The 15091-nt window shown below is 72.5% G+C and carries 11 protein-coding genes; 8 read left to right on the top strand and 3 right to left on the bottom strand.

The window, feature by feature from the left end; all coding sequences use genetic code 11:
• Positions 1 to 61: 61 nt before the first annotated feature.
• The 3 genes from G5B56_RS13655 to recQ all read right to left on the bottom strand — a co-directional run bounded on the left by G5B56_RS13655 (position 62) and on the right by recQ (position 7208).
• Positions 62 to 2218: a PAS domain-containing sensor histidine kinase gene (locus G5B56_RS13655; protein ID WP_009857895.1), complete on the bottom strand. Its 2157-nt coding sequence runs from the start codon at positions 2216 to 2218 to the stop codon at positions 62 to 64.
• Complete coding sequence (locus G5B56_RS13650) at positions 2215 to 5169, bottom strand: chemotaxis protein CheB (RefSeq protein ID WP_164963537.1); 2955 nt, start codon at positions 5167 to 5169, stop codon at positions 2215 to 2217. The genes G5B56_RS13655 and G5B56_RS13650 overlap by 4 nt, the downstream gene beginning before the upstream one ends.
• Positions 5170 to 5303: 134 nt before the next feature.
• Positions 5304 to 7208, bottom strand: coding sequence for a DNA helicase RecQ (recQ, locus tag G5B56_RS13645; RefSeq protein WP_164963536.1), 1905 nt, complete (start codon positions 7206 to 7208; stop codon positions 5304 to 5306).
• 199 nt (positions 7209 to 7407) lie between these two features.
• On the opposite strand from recQ, the gene ssb reads away from it, so the two are divergent.
• The 8 genes from ssb (at position 7408) to G5B56_RS13605 (ending at position 15086) form a co-directional block, all read left to right on the top strand.
• On the top strand, positions 7408 to 7908 hold the full coding sequence (gene ssb / locus G5B56_RS13640) for a single-stranded DNA-binding protein (RefSeq protein WP_009857892.1): 501 nt from the start codon (positions 7408 to 7410) through the stop codon (positions 7906 to 7908).
• 66 nt (positions 7909 to 7974) lie between these two features.
• Positions 7975 to 8541, top strand: coding sequence for an NUDIX hydrolase (locus G5B56_RS13635; protein ID WP_164963535.1), 567 nt, complete (start codon positions 7975 to 7977; stop codon positions 8539 to 8541).
• Positions 8542 to 8569: 28 nt separating this feature from the next.
• Positions 8570 to 8965, top strand: coding sequence for a hypothetical protein (locus G5B56_RS13630; RefSeq protein WP_164963534.1), 396 nt, complete (start codon positions 8570 to 8572; stop codon positions 8963 to 8965).
• Positions 8966 to 9054: 89 nt separating this feature from the next.
• A complete protein-coding gene (locus G5B56_RS13625) occupies positions 9055 to 10122 on the top strand; it encodes an efflux RND transporter periplasmic adaptor subunit (protein WP_009857889.1) in 1068 nt (355 codons plus the stop codon).
• Positions 10123 to 10133: 11 nt separating this feature from the next.
• Positions 10134 to 13397, top strand: a complete 3264-nt coding sequence (locus G5B56_RS13620; RefSeq protein WP_240920814.1) for an efflux RND transporter permease subunit — start codon at positions 10134 to 10136, stop codon at positions 13395 to 13397.
• Between the two features lie 2 nt (positions 13398 to 13399).
• Complete coding sequence (locus G5B56_RS13615; protein ID WP_009857887.1) at positions 13400 to 13615, top strand: DUF2892 domain-containing protein; 216 nt, start codon at positions 13400 to 13402, stop codon at positions 13613 to 13615.
• A 54-nt stretch (positions 13616 to 13669) separates the two neighbouring features.
• Positions 13670 to 13960: a metal-sensing transcriptional repressor gene (locus tag G5B56_RS13610; RefSeq protein ID WP_009857886.1), complete on the top strand. Its 291-nt coding sequence runs from the start codon at positions 13670 to 13672 to the stop codon at positions 13958 to 13960.
• A gap of 130 nt (positions 13961 to 14090) precedes the next feature.
• The gene (locus G5B56_RS13605; RefSeq protein ID WP_164963532.1) at positions 14091 to 15086 is read left to right on the top strand and encodes an SLAC1 anion channel family protein; all 996 of its coding nucleotides are present in this window, start codon (positions 14091 to 14093) and stop codon (positions 15084 to 15086) included.
• Positions 15087 to 15091 lie beyond the last annotated feature (5 nt).

Below are 15091 nucleotides of genomic sequence, written 5' to 3'. Positions count from 1 at the left end.
GGCGGGCAACCGGCCATCATAGCGAGCGCCGGCGCCGCGGCGCCAGCGCCGGCCCGCCGCCTCAGAGGCGCTCGCCCGGGGCGCCGTGCAGCGGCACCTCGTCGAGTGCGACGGTGAACGCGGTGCGCTCGCCGGCCACGCTCTCGACCTCGATGCGCCCGCCCATCGCCTCGACGACTCGCTTGCTGAAATACAGCCCCATGCCCGAACCGGGGATGCCCGAGCACTCGGCACCGGCGCGGCTGAAGGGCTGGAACAGCTCGGCGAGCTGCTGCTCCGACAGGCCGCGGCCGGTGTCGGCGACGGTCAGCTCGACGCTGCCGGCGAAGTGCCGTGCCGAGACCGTGATGCGGCCGCCGGTGCGGTTGTACTTGGCGGCGTTGGACAGCAGGTTCAGCAGGACTTCCTTGGTGCGCAGCGGGTCGGCCAGCACCAGCAGCGGCGGGCCGTCGCTGCAGCGGTCGTCCATCGTCAGCTGCATCTCGGCGGCCTGCGCGGCGATCATCTGCAGGCAGTCGCGCACCAGCGGGCGCAGGTCCAGCGCGACGCGCTTCAAGGCCAGCTGGCCGCTCTCGATGCCCGAGACGTTGAGCAGTTCGTTGACCAGCTCCAGCAGGTGGCGCGCCGCGTCCTCGACCATCGCCACGCGGTAGGGCTTGACCACCAGGTCGCCGGCCTCGGCCTCCAGCCGCATCAGCTGCGAGAAACCGAGGATCGCGTTCAGCGGCGTGCGCAGCTCGTGGCTGACGCGCGAGAGGAAGACGGTCTTCGCCCGGTTCGCCGACTCGGCGGCCTGCTTGGCCGCCAGCAGGCGTGCCTGCTGGTGCTCGTCGGTCGTGTCCCAGGCACAGCCGACCAGGCGCACGGTGCGCGGTGCCGGGCCGCCCTCGACGTGGGCGCGGCCGGCCAGGTGCAGCCAGCGCTCGCCGCCGGGGCCTGGTGCCAGCCGCAGCTCGATGCCGAAGGCCGTGCAGGCCTCGACCGCGTGGTGCACCGCGTCGACGAACACCGGCGCGTCCTCGGCATGCAGGCAGCCGGCCAGGGCCGCGCACAGGTCCGACGGCGCCACATCGTCGCCGAAGCCGGTCAGCTCGCGCATGCGGCCATCGAGGTAGAGCTCGCCGTGCTGCAGGTCCCAGTCCCAGACGCCGATGCCGCCGGCGTCGTTGGCCACGCTCAGGCGCTCGGTCAGCTCGCCGATCTGGCGCCGGGCCTGGGCCTGGGCGGTGATGTCCTGGAACATGCCGATGACCACCGGGCCGTCGTCGCCGAGTTCGGCATGGCCGACGACGCGCACGCGCAGCGCGCGGCCGTGGGCGTCGTGCATGTCGAGCTCGAAGTCGAACGGCGCCTGGCCCGGCTTGGCCGCGTGCAGCGCGCCGGACAGCGCGGCGTGGCCGTCGGGCGTGCACAGCTGCAGCGTGCGCTCCAGCGTCGCCGGCTCGTGTTCGGAGAGTTCGAAGACGCGGCGCAGGTGCGAGGACCAGCGCATCGTGGCGCACTCGATGTCGTACTCCCAGCCGCCGATGCGCGCCAGGCGCGCCGTGTCGGCGAGGAAGGCCTCGCGCACGCGCAGCGCCTCGGTCGTCTCGCGCAGCGCACGCACGTCCTCGATGTGCTCGGTGCGGTCGATGACGGCCATCGCGAACTGCGGCGTCTCGTCATCGCCGGGCAGCGTCGACAGATGCATCTCGCCGATGAAGCGGCGGCCGTCCTCGGCGACGAAGCCGACCTCGTCGAGCGTGATCGAGCCCAGCGCGCGGGCCTGGTGGAAGGCCGGGCGCACGCGCTGCTGGTACTGCTGCGAGTCGACCATGCGGAACAGCAGCCGCGCGCTCATCGTCTGGCGCTGCATCGCGAACAGGCGCTCGGCCTGGCCGTTGTGCTCGATCACCTCGCCGTTGAAGCTGACCAGCATCGACGCCACCGGCATGCCCAGGAACAGCGTCGTGAAGCGCGACAGCGCCTGCTCGGTGCGTTCGCGGCTCTGCTGCAGCTCGTCGGCCTGGGCGTGCAGTTCGGCCTGGTAGATGCGCAGCTCCTCGGCCAGCGTGCGCACCTTGGTGTCGTTGCGTTGCAGCGCCGCTTCGGCGGCGCCCATGTCGCCGCGCTTCAGCGCGTCCAGCAGGTCGCTGCGCAGGTCCGCGCCGTTGCTGGCCACCTGCGCGACCAGACGGTCGCGCTGGCGCACGCGTTGCCGCAGTTGGATCTCGCTCATGAGACCGCCTTGCTGCCGTCGGGCAGCGAGCCGCCGCTCAGCCGCACCCATTCGCTGATGTCGACGTGGCTGACGACGGCGCCGCCGGCGGCTTGCCCGATCGGGGCGACGTACATGAGGAACCAGCGCTGCCGGTCCGGGGCATGACAGGGATAGTGCATCTGGAACATGGGCAGGCGGCCGTCGAGGACCGCTCTGAGGCCTTCGTGCGCCCGCCGGGCGTCGGCCTCGGTCAGCGCCGACTCGGCGCAGGTGCGCAGGTAGTTGGCGCCCGGGCCGGTGCTGCGTTCGGCCGGGTCGCCGTTCTCGGTGGCGAAGCGGCGCCAGGCTTCGTTGACCAGCGTGATCGCACCGTGCGTGTCGACCACGGCGACGTGCTGCGGCAGCGAGTCGATGACGGCCTGCAGGCGCTGCGAGTCCTTCACCGAGTCGATGTTCACGAAGGTCATCACCGCGCGGCTGGCGCCCGGCGAGCGCCCCGGGTACGGCTGGATGCGCGCCAGCCACCACTGGCCGTTGCGGCTGCGCACCTCGCGTTCGGTGACGCTGCCGCGCTCCAGCGTCAGGCGCAGGTCGGCGAACAGCGACGGGTAGTCCAGCCGGTGCGCGAAGTCCTCGATCGAGCGGCCCTCGTCGCCCTGGCGCAGGTGGAACAGCGGCGTCGCCTCGGGCGTGAAGCGCGTCAGGCGCAGCTCCTCGTCGACGAAGATCGTCGGGATCGCGGCCGCCTTGGAGACGTTCTCCAGGTCGGCGTTGACCGAGTTCAGGACGTCGACCTTCTCCTGGTACTCGGAGTTGACGGTGTAGAGCTCCTCGTTGACGGACTGCAGCTCCTCGTTGGTGCTCTGCAGTTCCTCGTTCGAGGCCATCAGCTCCTCGTTGGTCGCCTGCAGCTCCTCGTTGGAGGTCTCGAGCTCCTCGATCGTCGCCTGCAGGTTGTCGTGCATGACCGCGAGGTCGCGCTCGAGCTCCTCGATGCGGCGCAGGTAGCGGTCGTCGGCCGGCTCGGCGGCCGAGGCGCCGCCCGGGGCGGCCGCGCCGCTTTCGTGGTCAGGGACGTCTTCCAGCGAGAGCATCGCGAAGCCGCCGTCGTCGCTGCCGTCCAGCGGCCGGGCGACGAGCTGCACGCGGCGCCAGCCGTCGCCGTCGGGCAGGCGGATCGGCGCCGAGCGCTGCGGTGCGCCGTCGCTGCTGACGGCCTGCAGCAGCATGCTGGCCACCGGCACCAGGTCGCGCGGCAGCAGCTTCATCAGGTCCAGCGTCGCCTGGCCCTCGGTGAACTGCAGCAGATGGCGGGTGTCGCCGTAGACGCGCATCAGCTGGCGCGCTTCGCTGACGACGACCGATGGCGGCGCGTAGTGCTGCATCAGCAGCGCCAGCGCGCCGTCGTTGCCCGGGCGCGGCATCATCGGCGGCAGCGTGCCGCCGCGCCGCACGGTCTCGCCCAGGCGGCTCTGGTGCAGGCCGCGCATGTCGATCGTCGCCACCGAGCGGTCGCGGCGCAGCAGGCGATAGACCTTGCTGCGCGACTTCAGCGCCTGGAAGTCGCGGTGCAGGTCGCCGAGCGACTCGCTCGGGCCGAGCATCAGGTGCGCGCCCGGTGCCATCGCGTACTGCAGGCGGCGCAGCGCGCTCTCCTGCGCCGGCGGCTCCATGTAGATCAGCGCGTTGCGGCAGCTGACCAGGTTCATGCGCGTGAACGGCGGGTCGGCGATGACGTTGTGGCGCGCGAAGATGATCATCTGGCGCAGCTCGGGCTGCACCTGGTAGCGGCCCTGGCGCTCGATGAAGAACTGCGCCAGGCGCTCCGGCGAGATCTCGGCGGCGATCGTCTCCGGGTACAGGCCGGCGGCGGCGTGGTCCAGGTACTGCTGCTCGACGTCGGTGGCGAAGATCTTCACCGGCCGCGTGCGTCCGGCCTTGCGGAAGGCCTCGGCGAACAGGATCGCGATCGAGTACGCCTCCTCGCCGGTGGCGCAGCACGAGACCCAGGCGCGGATGCCCTCGTGGCCGGCGCGCGTGACGAGGTCGGGGATCACCTGCTCGGCCAGCAGGTCGTAGACCTCGGCGTCGCGGAAGAAGCGTGTCACCGGGATCAGCAGCTCGCGGCGCAGCAGCACCTGCTCGTCGGGCGAGCCGGCCAGGCGCTCTCGGTACTCGACGAGCGACGGGCAGTGCAGCACCTGCATGCGGCGTTCGATGCGGCGCAGCACCGTCGTCGGCTTGTACTGGCGGAAGTCGATGCCGCTGGAGTGCAGCAGGATCTCGTGGATCGTGTCCAGCGGCTGGGCGACCGCCGGCGCGTGCGGCGACAGGTGGCGCGTGCCTTCGGCGCGCGGCGTCACGAGCTGCGTCGTCAGCTGCGCGGCCAGCGCCTCGGCGCTGCCCATGAAGTCGTATTGCGCGGCGTGGCTGGCCGACAGCGGCATGCCGTCGAACTTGGCGGTGGCTGGGTCTTGCACGTAGAAAACACCGCCGGCGGCATTGATCTCCTGCACGCCGCGCGATCCGTCCGAGCCGGTGCCCGAGAGCACGACGGCGATCGCCCGGTCGGCGAACTGCTCGGCCAGGCTGCTGAAGAAGGTGTCGATGGGCAGCGTCAGCCCGTGTTCGGGCTTGGGTGCGAGCTGCAGCCGGTCGCCGGCCACGCGCATCATCTTGCCCGGCGGGATCAGGTGCACGCGGTTGGGTGCCAGCGCCATGTCGTGCTCGGCCACGCACACCGGCATCTCGGTGTAGCGGCCCAGCAGGTCGGCCATCATGCTCTTGTGGTCCGGCGACAGGTGCTGGATCACGACGAAGGCGGCGCCGGTGTCCGGCGGCAGCGCCTTGAAGACGCGGGCCAGCGCGTCGAGCCCGCCGGCGGAAGCGCCGATGGCGACGACGCGCCCGGCGAAGAAGCCCGCGTGTTCGGGCAGCAGCGGTTCGGCGGCATCTGCCGCGGTCAGCACCGGCGTGTGCTCTTGGGTGTTTCCCGCCACCTTTACCCCGCCCTCCCGGGTCTCCCCGCTTGCCGGGGTCCGGTCGAGATGGTCCCCCTGATGCATGAGTATCGTTTCAGGCGACCTGTCTGGATAGACGCAGATCAAGCGTCCTGGCGCAGCACGCGCAGGATTTCCTCGCCGTAGGCCTCGAGCTTCTTCGTGCCGACACCGCTGATCGTGGCCAGTTCGTCGAGCGAAGCCGGGCGTTCGCGTGCCATCTCCGCCAGCGTGGCGTCGTGGAAGACGACGTAGGCCGGCACGTTGTGCTCGCGCGCGACCTCGCCGCGCCAGGCCTTCAGCGCCGTGAAGCGTGCGGTGGCGGCCTCGTCCAGCGGCAGCGGCGGCGGCTTGTCGGCGCTGGCGCGCGTGCGCGTGGTGCGGCCGCGCCGCGGCGTCTCGGCCGGCACGCGCAGCAGCAGCTGCACTTCGCCGCGCAGCACCTCGCGCGCGCTGGCGGTCAGCTCCAGCGTGTTGAACTCGCCTTCGGTGCGCAGATGGCCCAGCGCGATCAGCTGGCGCAGCACGCCGCGCCACTGCGTCTCGGCGACGTCGGCGCCGATGCCGAAGGTCGACAGTGTCTCGTGGCCGTACTGCGCGACCTTGTCGGTCTGCTTGCCGCGCAGCACGTCGACGAGATGGCCGGCGCCGAAACGCTGGCCGCCTTGCTGGCGGAAGCGGTAGACGCAGGACAGCGCCTTGCGCGCCGCTTCGGTGGCGTCCCAGGTGGCCGGCGGCGCCAGGCAGTTGTCGCAGTTGCCGCAACGCAGCCTGGGCACCGCGCCGGCGTGCTCGTCGCCTTCGCCATACCGCTCGCCGAAGTAGCCGAGCAGGCGCACGCGGCGGCAGTCATGCGCCTCGGCCAGCGCCAGCAGCGCGTCGAGCTTGCCGCGCTGCAGGTGCTTGAACTCCTCGTCGGCCTCGCCGTCGTCGATCATGCGGCGCTGGTTGACGACGTCGGCCAGGCCGTAGGTCATCCAGGCGTCGGCGGGCAGGCCGTCGCGGCCGGCGCGGCCGGTCTCCTGGTAGTAGGCCTCGATGTTCTTCGGCAGGTCGAGGTGGGCGACGAAACGCACGTCGGGCTTGTCGATGCCCATGCCGAAGGCGATCGTCGCGACCATCACCAGGCCGTCCTCGCGCAGGAAGCGGTCCTGGTGCCGGCGGCGCGTCTCGGCGTCCAGGCCGGCGTGATACGGCAGCGCCGGGATGCCTTCGTCGCTGAGCCAGGCGGCGGTGTCCTCGACCTTCTTGCGGCTCTGGCAGTAGACGATGCCGGCGTCGCCCTCGTGCTCGTCGCGCAGGAAACGCAGCAGCTGGCGCTTGGGTTCGTCCTTCTCGACGATCGTGTAGCGGATGTTCGGCCGGTCGAAGCTGGAGACGAAGCGGCGCGCGTCCTCCAGCTTCAGCCGCGCGACGATGTCCTCGCGCGTGTGGGCGTCGGCGGTGGCCGTCAGCGCCATGCGCGGCACCTGCGGGAAACGCTCGTGCAGCGCCGACAGGCCCAGGTATTCCTCGCGGAAGTCGTGGCCCCACTGGCTGACGCAGTGGGCCTCGTCGATCGCGAACAGCGCCAGCCGGTCGCGTTCGGCCAGCGACTCCAGCATCGCCAGGAAACGCGGCGTCAGGATGCGTTCGGGCGCGGCGTAGAGCAGCACCAGGCGGCCGGCGAGCAGATCGCGCTCGATGCGCCGCGCCTCGTCGCCGTCGAGCGTGCTGTTCAGGAAGGCCGCGGGCACGCCGACCTCGTCGAGCGCGCCGACCTGATCGTGCATCAGCGCGATCAGCGGCGAGACGACGACGGTGACACCCTGGCCGGCACGGTGGCGCAGGATCGCCGGCACCTGGTAGCACAGGCTCTTGCCGCCGCCGGTGGGCATCAGCACCAGGGCGTCGCCGCCGGCGGCCACGTGCTCGACGATCTCGCGCTGGCGGCCGCGGAAGGCGGTGTAGCCGAACACCTCGTGCAGCACCTGCTGCGCGGGATCGGCCTCGACGGGGGCGGGACTCATGGAGGGGCCGGATGGTACGCGAGCCGTGCCGCGGCATCGGCGCGCCCTCGCGAGGGGGATGTTCCCACCGGGAGGGGTGATGCGCCGAACCGGGCCCCGGCGGGCGGGGCGGCCGGTATCATCGGCGCCCAGTGCCGGCCTTCGCGCCGGCGTCCGTGTTTCCCCTCTCGTCTTCGCCCACCCCAGGAGGGCATCCCCCATGGCCTCGGTCAACAAAGTCATCCTCGTCGGCAACCTCGGCCGCGACCCCGAAGTGCGCTACGCCCCCAGCGGCTCGGCGATCTGCAACGTCACCATCGCCACCAGCCGCCAGTGGAAGGACAAGACCAGCGGCGAGCGCCAGGAAGAGACCGAGTGGCACCGCGTGGTGTTCTACGACCGCCTGGCCGAGATCGCCGGTGAATACCTGAAGAAGGGCCGCCCGGTTTACGTCGAAGGCCGCCTGAAGACCCGCAAGTGGACCGACAAGGACGGCGTCGAGAAGTACACGACCGAAATCATCGCGATGGAGATGCAGCTGCTCGGCGGCCGTGAAGGCGGCAGCGGTGGCGGCGGCGACTACGGCGGTGGCGACGACATGGGCGCCGCACCGGCGCGCCGCGCCCCGGCACCGCGCCCGCAGGCCCCCGCGCCGCGTGCCCCGGCGCCGCAGAAGTCGAGCACCGGCTTCGACGACATGGACGACGACATTCCGTTCTGAGTCAGCTGAGATCACGGCCCGCCACCTTCGGGTGCGCGGGCCGTTTCTATTTCCGGGCCTCTTTCGATGGATGAACTGCCGCTGGCCGCCGTGCTGGCCGAGATCGCGAGCGCGCGTGCCGCCCGCCCCGGGCTGGACTGGGCGGCGTTCGACCGCTGCGCGCCGGTCACGGCGGCACACGGCCGGCGCTCCAGCTTCCCCTGGCATCTGACGGCCAGCGTCTTCGTCGTCGATGCCGCCGGCCGGCGCACCTTGCTCGTCGAGCACCCGACGCTGAGCCGGCTGCTTCAGCCCGGCGGCCACCTCGAAGCCGGCGAGACGCTGCGCCAGGCCGCTGCGCGCGAGCTGCGCGAGGAATGCGGCGCCGCGATCGCCGGCGTCGCCGTGCTGGACGAAAGGGCCATCGACGTCGACCTGCACGCCATCCCCGCCAACCCGCGCAAGGGTGAGCCGGAGCACTGGCACCTGGACTTCTGCTTCATCGCCCGCCTGAGCGCCGACGTGCCGGCCGACGGCGAACTGCCGACACGCTGGCTGGCGCTGGACGCCGAGCCGGTGCGGGCCCATGCCCGGCTGGCGCGCATCGCCACGGGCCTGTCCCTGGATCAAGCTCCTGCATACCACCGGGGGTAGATTGAGGCCTCCACTCCAGGAGGCGACGATGTTCCCGACCCGCACTGCCTTCGTGTTCGCCGCCGCGGCGCTGGCTGCCGCGGCCGTCTGCGCGCAGACCCCGGCGCCGGCCGCGCCGGCCAGCGCACCCGCTGCCGGCATAGGCCCCGGAATGGGCCCGGGCATGGGCGGCGGCATGGGGCCGGTGGGTGGTCGCGGCCCGGGCGCGGGGCGTTGGGGCCCGGGCGTGACACCCGGCTGGGCGCTGATGACGCCCGAGGAACGTGCCGCGCACCAGACGAAGATGCGGTCGATGACGACGCGCGCCGACTGCCGCGCCTACGTCGAGCAGCACCACGCCGACATGGCCGCACGCGCCAAGGAGCGCGGTGTTGCGGTGCCGGCGATGCCGCGCCGCGATCCCTGCGCCGGCCTGCCCGGCTGACGGCCCGTTCCGCGCGACTTCCGACACGTTGCCGCGGGCTTCGTGGGTGCCGATTTGATACCCTGTGGGGTATGAATTATGATGCGGCCATGAACCCCGTCGCCCGCGCCTTCGTCCGCAGCGCCCTGCTGCCGGCCCTGCTCGCCGGCCTGGCCGCCGCCTCCGTGTCCGCCGCGCCGCCGGCGGTGCCGGTGGTCGTCGTCGGCCCGGCCGCCGCGGCTGGTGGTTTCGAGATCGACGCCAGCCTGCAGGCGCTGCGCCAGAGCACGCTCGGCGCCCAGGTCTCGGGCAACGTGCTGCAGCTGGCGGTGAAGGCCGGCGACCGCGTCAAGGCCGGCCAGTTGATTGCACGCATCGACGAACGCGACGCCCAGGCCGGCTTGCTGCGCAGCGAAGCCGGCGTCGCCCAGGCCGACGCCGAGTGGCGCAACGCCTCGCTGCAGCTGCAGCGCACGCGTGATCTGCGTGGCCAGGGCTTCGTCAGCCAGGCTGCGCTCGACGTCGCCGAGACCCAGGCCCGCGCCGCGCAGGCCGGCCTGGAACAGGCGCGCGCCGCGCGCACCCAGGCGGCGCTGGCGCGTGGTTTCACCGCCGTCGTTGCGCCGTTCGACGCCGTCGTTCAGGCCACGCACGTCGAGGCCGGCGACCTGGCCAGCGCCGGGCGTGCGATCGCCACCGTCTACGCGCCGGGCGCGCTGCGCGCCGTCGTGCAGCTGCCGGCCTCGCGTTCGGCGGCGGCGCGTGCGGCGGCCGGCATCGAGGTCGTGCTGCCCGACGGCCGACGTGTCGCGCCGGTCGCCAAGACCGAGCTGCCGGCCACCGACGCCGTCTCGCAGACCGTCGAATGGCGGCTGGACCTGCCGCCGACGGCGACGCCCGGCCTCGCGCCCGGCCAGAACGTGCGCGTGCGTTTCGCCGGCGTCTCCGGCGCCGCCGCCCCCGCAGGCCGGCTGGCGGTGCCGGCGGCAGCGCTGCTGCGCCGCGGCGAACTGAGCGCGGTCTACGTGCAGCGCGGCGAAGGTTTCGTGCTGCAGGCCGTGCGTGCCGGCGCGACGGCCGGCGACACGGTCGAGATCCTCGCCGGCCTGAAGGGCGGTGAACGGGTCGCCGCCGACGCCGTGCGCGCCGGCCTGGCCGGCGCGGTGGCCGCCAAGTGAGCGAGCCCGCCGTGAGCGACAGCGCCCCGCTGGGCATCGCCGGCCGCCTGGCGCGCGCCTTCCAGGCCAACGCGATCACGCCGCTGCTGGCGCTGGTGGCGCTGCTGCTGGGCCTGTTCGCGGTGCTGGTGACGCCGCGCGAGGAGGAGCCGCAGATCAACGTCACGATGGCCAACGTGCTGATCCCGTTCCCGGGCGCCTCGTCGGCCGACGTGCAGAACATGGTCGCGCGCCCGGCCGAACAGGTGCTGGGCCAGATCGCCGGCATCGAGCACACGTACTCGGTCTCGCGCCCCGGGATGGCGGTGCTGACGGTGCAGTTCGAGGTCGGCGTGCCCCGCACCGAGGCCCTGGTGCGGCTGTACGACGTGCTCGACGCCAACCAGGACTGGCTGCCCGCCGGCCTGGGCACGCTGCCCCCGATCGTCAAGCCCAAGGGCATCGACGACGTGCCGGTGCTGGCGCTGACGCTGTGGAGCCGCGACGACCGCGCCGCCGCTGACCTGGAGCGTGTCGCGCACGCGTTGGAGGCCGAACTCAAGCGTGTGCCCGGCGCACGCGAGGTGCAGACGATCGGCGGCCCGGGCCGCGCGGTCCAGGTGACGCTGCAGCCGGCACGGCTGCGCGAGCGCGGCGTCGACATCCTGCGCCTGAAGCGCACGCTGGCCGCGGCCAACCAGGGCATGCCGGCCGGCAGCGTGATCGACGAGCACGGCGGCGCGCTGACGGTCGAGACCGGCGAGTTCCTGCGCTCGGCCGCCGAGGTCGGGGAACTGGTCGTCGGCACGCACGCCGGGCGCCCGGTCTATCTGCGCGAGGTGGCCGAGGTCACGGACGGCGCGGCCCAGCCCTCGCGCTACGTCTGGTTCACGCCCGGCGGTGCCGGCGAGACCGGCGCGAGCGGCGCCAGCGGCGCCGCGGGCGGCCACCCGGCGGTGACGCTGACGCTGACGAAGAAACCCGGCACCAACGCGGTGGACGTCGCGCGCGCGGCGCGCGAACGTGTCGACGCCTTGCGCAACGGCCTGCTGCCCGACGGCATCGAGGCGACGGTGACACGCGACTACGGCGCCACCGCCGCCGAGAAGGCGAACAAGCTGATCAGCAAGCTGGTCTTCGCCACCGGCTCGGTGATCCTGCTCGTCGGCCTGGCGCTGGGCCGGCGCGAGGCAGTGATCGTCGGCGCCGCCGTCGTGCTGACGCTGGCGGCGACGCTGTTCGCCAGCTGGGCCTGGGGCTTCACGCTGAACCGCGTGTCGCTGTTCGCGCTGATCTTCTCGATCGGCATCCTCGTCGACGACGCCATCGTCGTGGTCGAGAACATCCACCGCCACCAGCGGCTGGAGCCCGGCCGGCCGCTCGCCGCGATCATCCCGGCGGCGGTCGACGAGGTCGGCGGGCCGACGATCCTGGCGACGATGACCGTCATCGCGGCGCTGCTGCCGATGGCTTTCGTCAGCGGGCTGATGGGCCCGTACATGAGCCCGATCCCGATCAACTCCAGCCTGGGCATGGCGATCTCGCTGGCCATCGCCTTCACGGTGACGCCGTGGCTGGCGCTGAAGCTGATGAAGCCGCACGGCGCCGCGGCGCACGGCGGCCGCGCCGAGGCGCTGGCCGGGCGGCTGCAGGGCTTCTTCGCGCGGCTGCTGCAGCCGCTGCTGGACAGCGCGCGCAAGCGCTGGCTGCTGCTCGCCGGCATCGTCGCCGCGCTCGTGCTGTCGGTCGGCCTGGCCGCCGTGCAGTGGGTGGTGCTGAAGATGCTGCCCTTCGACAACAAGAGCGAGTTCGCGCTCGTCGTCGACATGCCGGCCGGCACGCCGCTGGAAGACACCGCGGCGACGCTGCACGAGCTCGGCGCCTACCTCGCCGCCCAGCCCGAGGTGCGCGACCTGCAGGGTTACGCCGGCACCGCCAGCCCGATCACCTTCAACGGCCTGGTGCGCCAGTACTACCAACGTGCCGACGCCGAGCAGGGCGAGCTGCAGGTCAATCTGGTCGACAAGTCCGAGCGCCACGAGCAGAGCCACGCGATCGCGCAGCGCCTGCGCCCGGAGCTGCAAAAGATCGCCGCGCGCCGCGGCGCCAAGCTCAAGCTCGTCGAGGTGCCGCCCGGCCCGCCGGTGATGAGCCCGATCGTCGCCGAGGTCTACGGCCCCGACGAGGCCGGCCGCCAGCAACTCGCCGCGCGGCTGGAGCAGGCCTTCCACGCGACGCCCGACGTCACGTCGATCGACAGCTCGTTGCACGCCGACGCGCCGCGCGCCTTCCTGCGTGTGAACCGGCAGCGCGCCGAGACGCTGGGCATCGCGGTGGCCGACATCGCCGCCACGGTGCAGGGCGCGCTGTCGGGCGCCGACGCCGCCTGGCTGCACGACGGCCAGTCCAAGTACCCGGTGCCGGTGCGGCTGCAGCTGCCGCGCGAGGCCCAGGTCGGCCTGGATGCGCTGCTGGCCCTGCCGCTGCGCAGTGCCTCCGGGGCGCTGGTGCCGCTGTCGGAGCTGGTTCGGGTCGAACGCGGCGTCGTCGACAAGCCGCTCTACACCAAGGACCTGCAGGGCGTGAGCTACGTCTACGGTGACGTCGGCGCCGGCGGCGCGACGCCCGACTCGCCGCTGTACGGCCTGTTCGGCATCCGCTCGCGGCTGACCGACGCGGCGCTGCCGAACGCCGGCCCGCTGGGCGAGTACTGGATCCGCCAGCCCGCCAATCCCTACGCCGAGTACGCGCTGAAGTGGGACGGCGAGTGGCAGATCACCTACGAGACCTTCCGCGACATGGGCGCGGCCTACGGCGTCGGGCTGGTGCTGATCTACCTGCTGGTCGTCGCCCAGTTCCGCAGCTACCTCGCGCCGCTGGTGATCATGGCGCCGATCCCGCTGACGATCATCGGCGTGATGCCCGGCCACGCGCTGCTGGGCATGCAGTTCACCGCCACCTCGATGATCGGGATGATCGCGCTGGCCGGGATCATCGTGCGCAACTCGATCCTGCTCGTCGACTTCATCGAGCTGCAGGCCGCACGCGGCGTGGCGTTCAAGCAGGCGGTCATCGACGCCGCCGCGGTGCGCGCCCAGCCGATCGCGCTGACCGGCCTGGCGGCGATGACCGGCGTGCTCTTCATCCTCGACGACCCGATCTTCAACGGCCTCGCGATCTCGCTGCTGTTCGGCATCGCCGTGTCCACGCTGCTGACGCTGGTCGTGATCCCGGTCCTGTACTACGCGCTTTTCCGCCGGCGCCACGAGACCCCACCCGCAACCGAAGGAGCCTGACGATGACCGTCGACCGCCTGATCCGCGTCTTCGCGGGCAGCTTCATCCTGATCTCGCTGGCGCTGGGCGCGCCGGCCAGCCCGCTGTTCGTCAGCGAATGGTGGCTGGCCTTCACCGCCTTCGTCGGCCTGAACCTGTTCCAGTTCGGCTTCACCGACGTCTGCCCGCTGGGCATCGTGCTGAAGAAGCTGGGCGTCCCCGTCACCAAACGTGCTTGAGGTAGGACAATGGGGGTACACGATCCATCCGCCCCGTCCCCGGAGCCCTGCCCCATGAGCTCGCTCGTCGACACCACCAGCCGCACCGACATCCTGAACCGCCTCAAGCGTGCCGAGGGTCAGTTGCGGGGCATCCAGCGCATGGTCGAGGAAGGTGAACCCTGCCTCGAGATCGCCGGCCAGATGTCGGCCGTGCGCAAGGCGCTGGACAGCACCTACGTGCGCATGACGGTGTGCTTCATGCAGCAGGAACTGCAGCAGCGCCTGTCGCTGGCCGAGTCGCGCGAGGACGAACTCGCCGCGGTGCTGGCCGACGTGCAGAACCTGCTGTCCAAGGTGCGCTGAGCCCGCGGGCGAAGCCACGCGCGGGCGCCTGTCGGCCCGCTCTCGAACCGAAGAACCTCCGGCCCTGCCGCGTGCGGGGCCGGCCGGCGTCGCGCCTGCCGCGCGCGCCGGTTTGCCCATGGCCCCACGCATGTCCCGTCCCGACGCGCTGAAGTTCCTCCACCCCGGCTGGTTCACCACCGTGATGGGCCTGTGCGGCCTGTCGCTCGCCTGGCACCGCGCAGTGCCGCTGATGGGCGAGATGGCCGGCGCGATCGCGCTGGCCCTGGGCGCGCTGGCCGCGCTCGTCTTCCTGGCGCTGGCCGGGGCCTTCGTGCTGCGCCTGTCGCGCCACCCCGAGGCCTGGCGCGAGGACCGGCGCCACCCGGTGCGCTACCCCTTCGTCGCCGCGATGCCGGTGGCCGTGATCCTGCTGGCGACGGTGGCCACCGCGCTGCTCGGCCCGGCGCGCTGGATCGAGGCCGTCTGGTGGCTGGGCTGCCTGGGGCAACTGGTCGTCACCGCCTGGGTGCTGCAGCACTGGTGGCACGACGCCCAGTCCGGCGGCCTGCAGTGGCCCGGCGTCACGCCGGCGATGCTGATCCCGGTGGTCGGCAACGTGCTGGCGCCGCTGGCCGGCGTGCCGCTGGGGCGGGTCGAATGGTCGGCGGCGCAGTTCGGCGTCGGCCTGGTGTTCTGGCCGGTGGTCATCGGCCTGCTGGCCACGCGTGTGGCGCTGCGCGGGCCCTGGCCCGAGCGGCTGCGGCCCACGGCCTTCATCCTCGTGGCGCCGCCGGCGGTCGTCGGGCTGTCGGCGCTGCAGTTCGGCGCCTCGCCGCTGCTGGGCTGGATGTGCTGGGGCGCGGCGGCCTTCGCCGTCGTCTGGGCCGGCACGCAGGCGCGGCGCATCGCGGCGCTGCCGTTCGCGCTGCCGCACTGGGGGCTGTCGTTCCCGCTGGCGGCGTTCGCGGCGCTGACACTGCGCCTGGCCGAGCCCGGCAGTGCGCTGGCCGCGTTCGCGCCGGTGGCGCTGGCGCTGGCCTCGCTGGTCATCGCCTGGCTGGCGCTGGCGACGTTGCGTGGCCTGCGCGACGGCTCGCTGCTGGCGCCCGAGCCGGTGGCGACGATCCAGCCGGTGGCGGGCTGATCCGG

The organism is Rubrivivax sp. JA1026, assembly GCF_011065555.1.
Lineage (GTDB): Bacteria > Pseudomonadota > Gammaproteobacteria > Burkholderiales > Burkholderiaceae_C > Rubrivivax > Rubrivivax benzoatilyticus.
This window is presented reverse-complemented; position numbering and strand designations above follow the sequence as displayed.

Coding starts and splice junctions, on each gene's coding strand:
- G5B56_RS13655 (WP_009857895.1), bottom strand. CDS start 2,218: ATGAGCGAGATCCAACTGCGGCAACGCGTGCGCCAGCGCGACCGTCTG.
- recQ (WP_164963536.1), bottom strand. CDS start 7,208: ATGAGTCCCGCCCCCGTCGAGGCCGATCCCGCGCAGCAGGTGCTGCAC.
- ssb (WP_009857892.1), top strand. CDS start 7,408: ATGGCCTCGGTCAACAAAGTCATCCTCGTCGGCAACCTCGGCCGCGAC.
- G5B56_RS13635 (WP_164963535.1), top strand. CDS start 7,975: ATGGATGAACTGCCGCTGGCCGCCGTGCTGGCCGAGATCGCGAGCGCG.
- G5B56_RS13630 (WP_164963534.1), top strand. CDS start 8,570: ATGTTCCCGACCCGCACTGCCTTCGTGTTCGCCGCCGCGGCGCTGGCT.
- G5B56_RS13625 (WP_009857889.1), top strand. CDS start 9,055: ATGAACCCCGTCGCCCGCGCCTTCGTCCGCAGCGCCCTGCTGCCGGCC.
- G5B56_RS13615 (WP_009857887.1), top strand. CDS start 13,400: ATGACCGTCGACCGCCTGATCCGCGTCTTCGCGGGCAGCTTCATCCTG.
- G5B56_RS13610 (WP_009857886.1), top strand. CDS start 13,670: ATGAGCTCGCTCGTCGACACCACCAGCCGCACCGACATCCTGAACCGC.
- G5B56_RS13605 (WP_164963532.1), top strand. CDS start 14,091: ATGTCCCGTCCCGACGCGCTGAAGTTCCTCCACCCCGGCTGGTTCACC.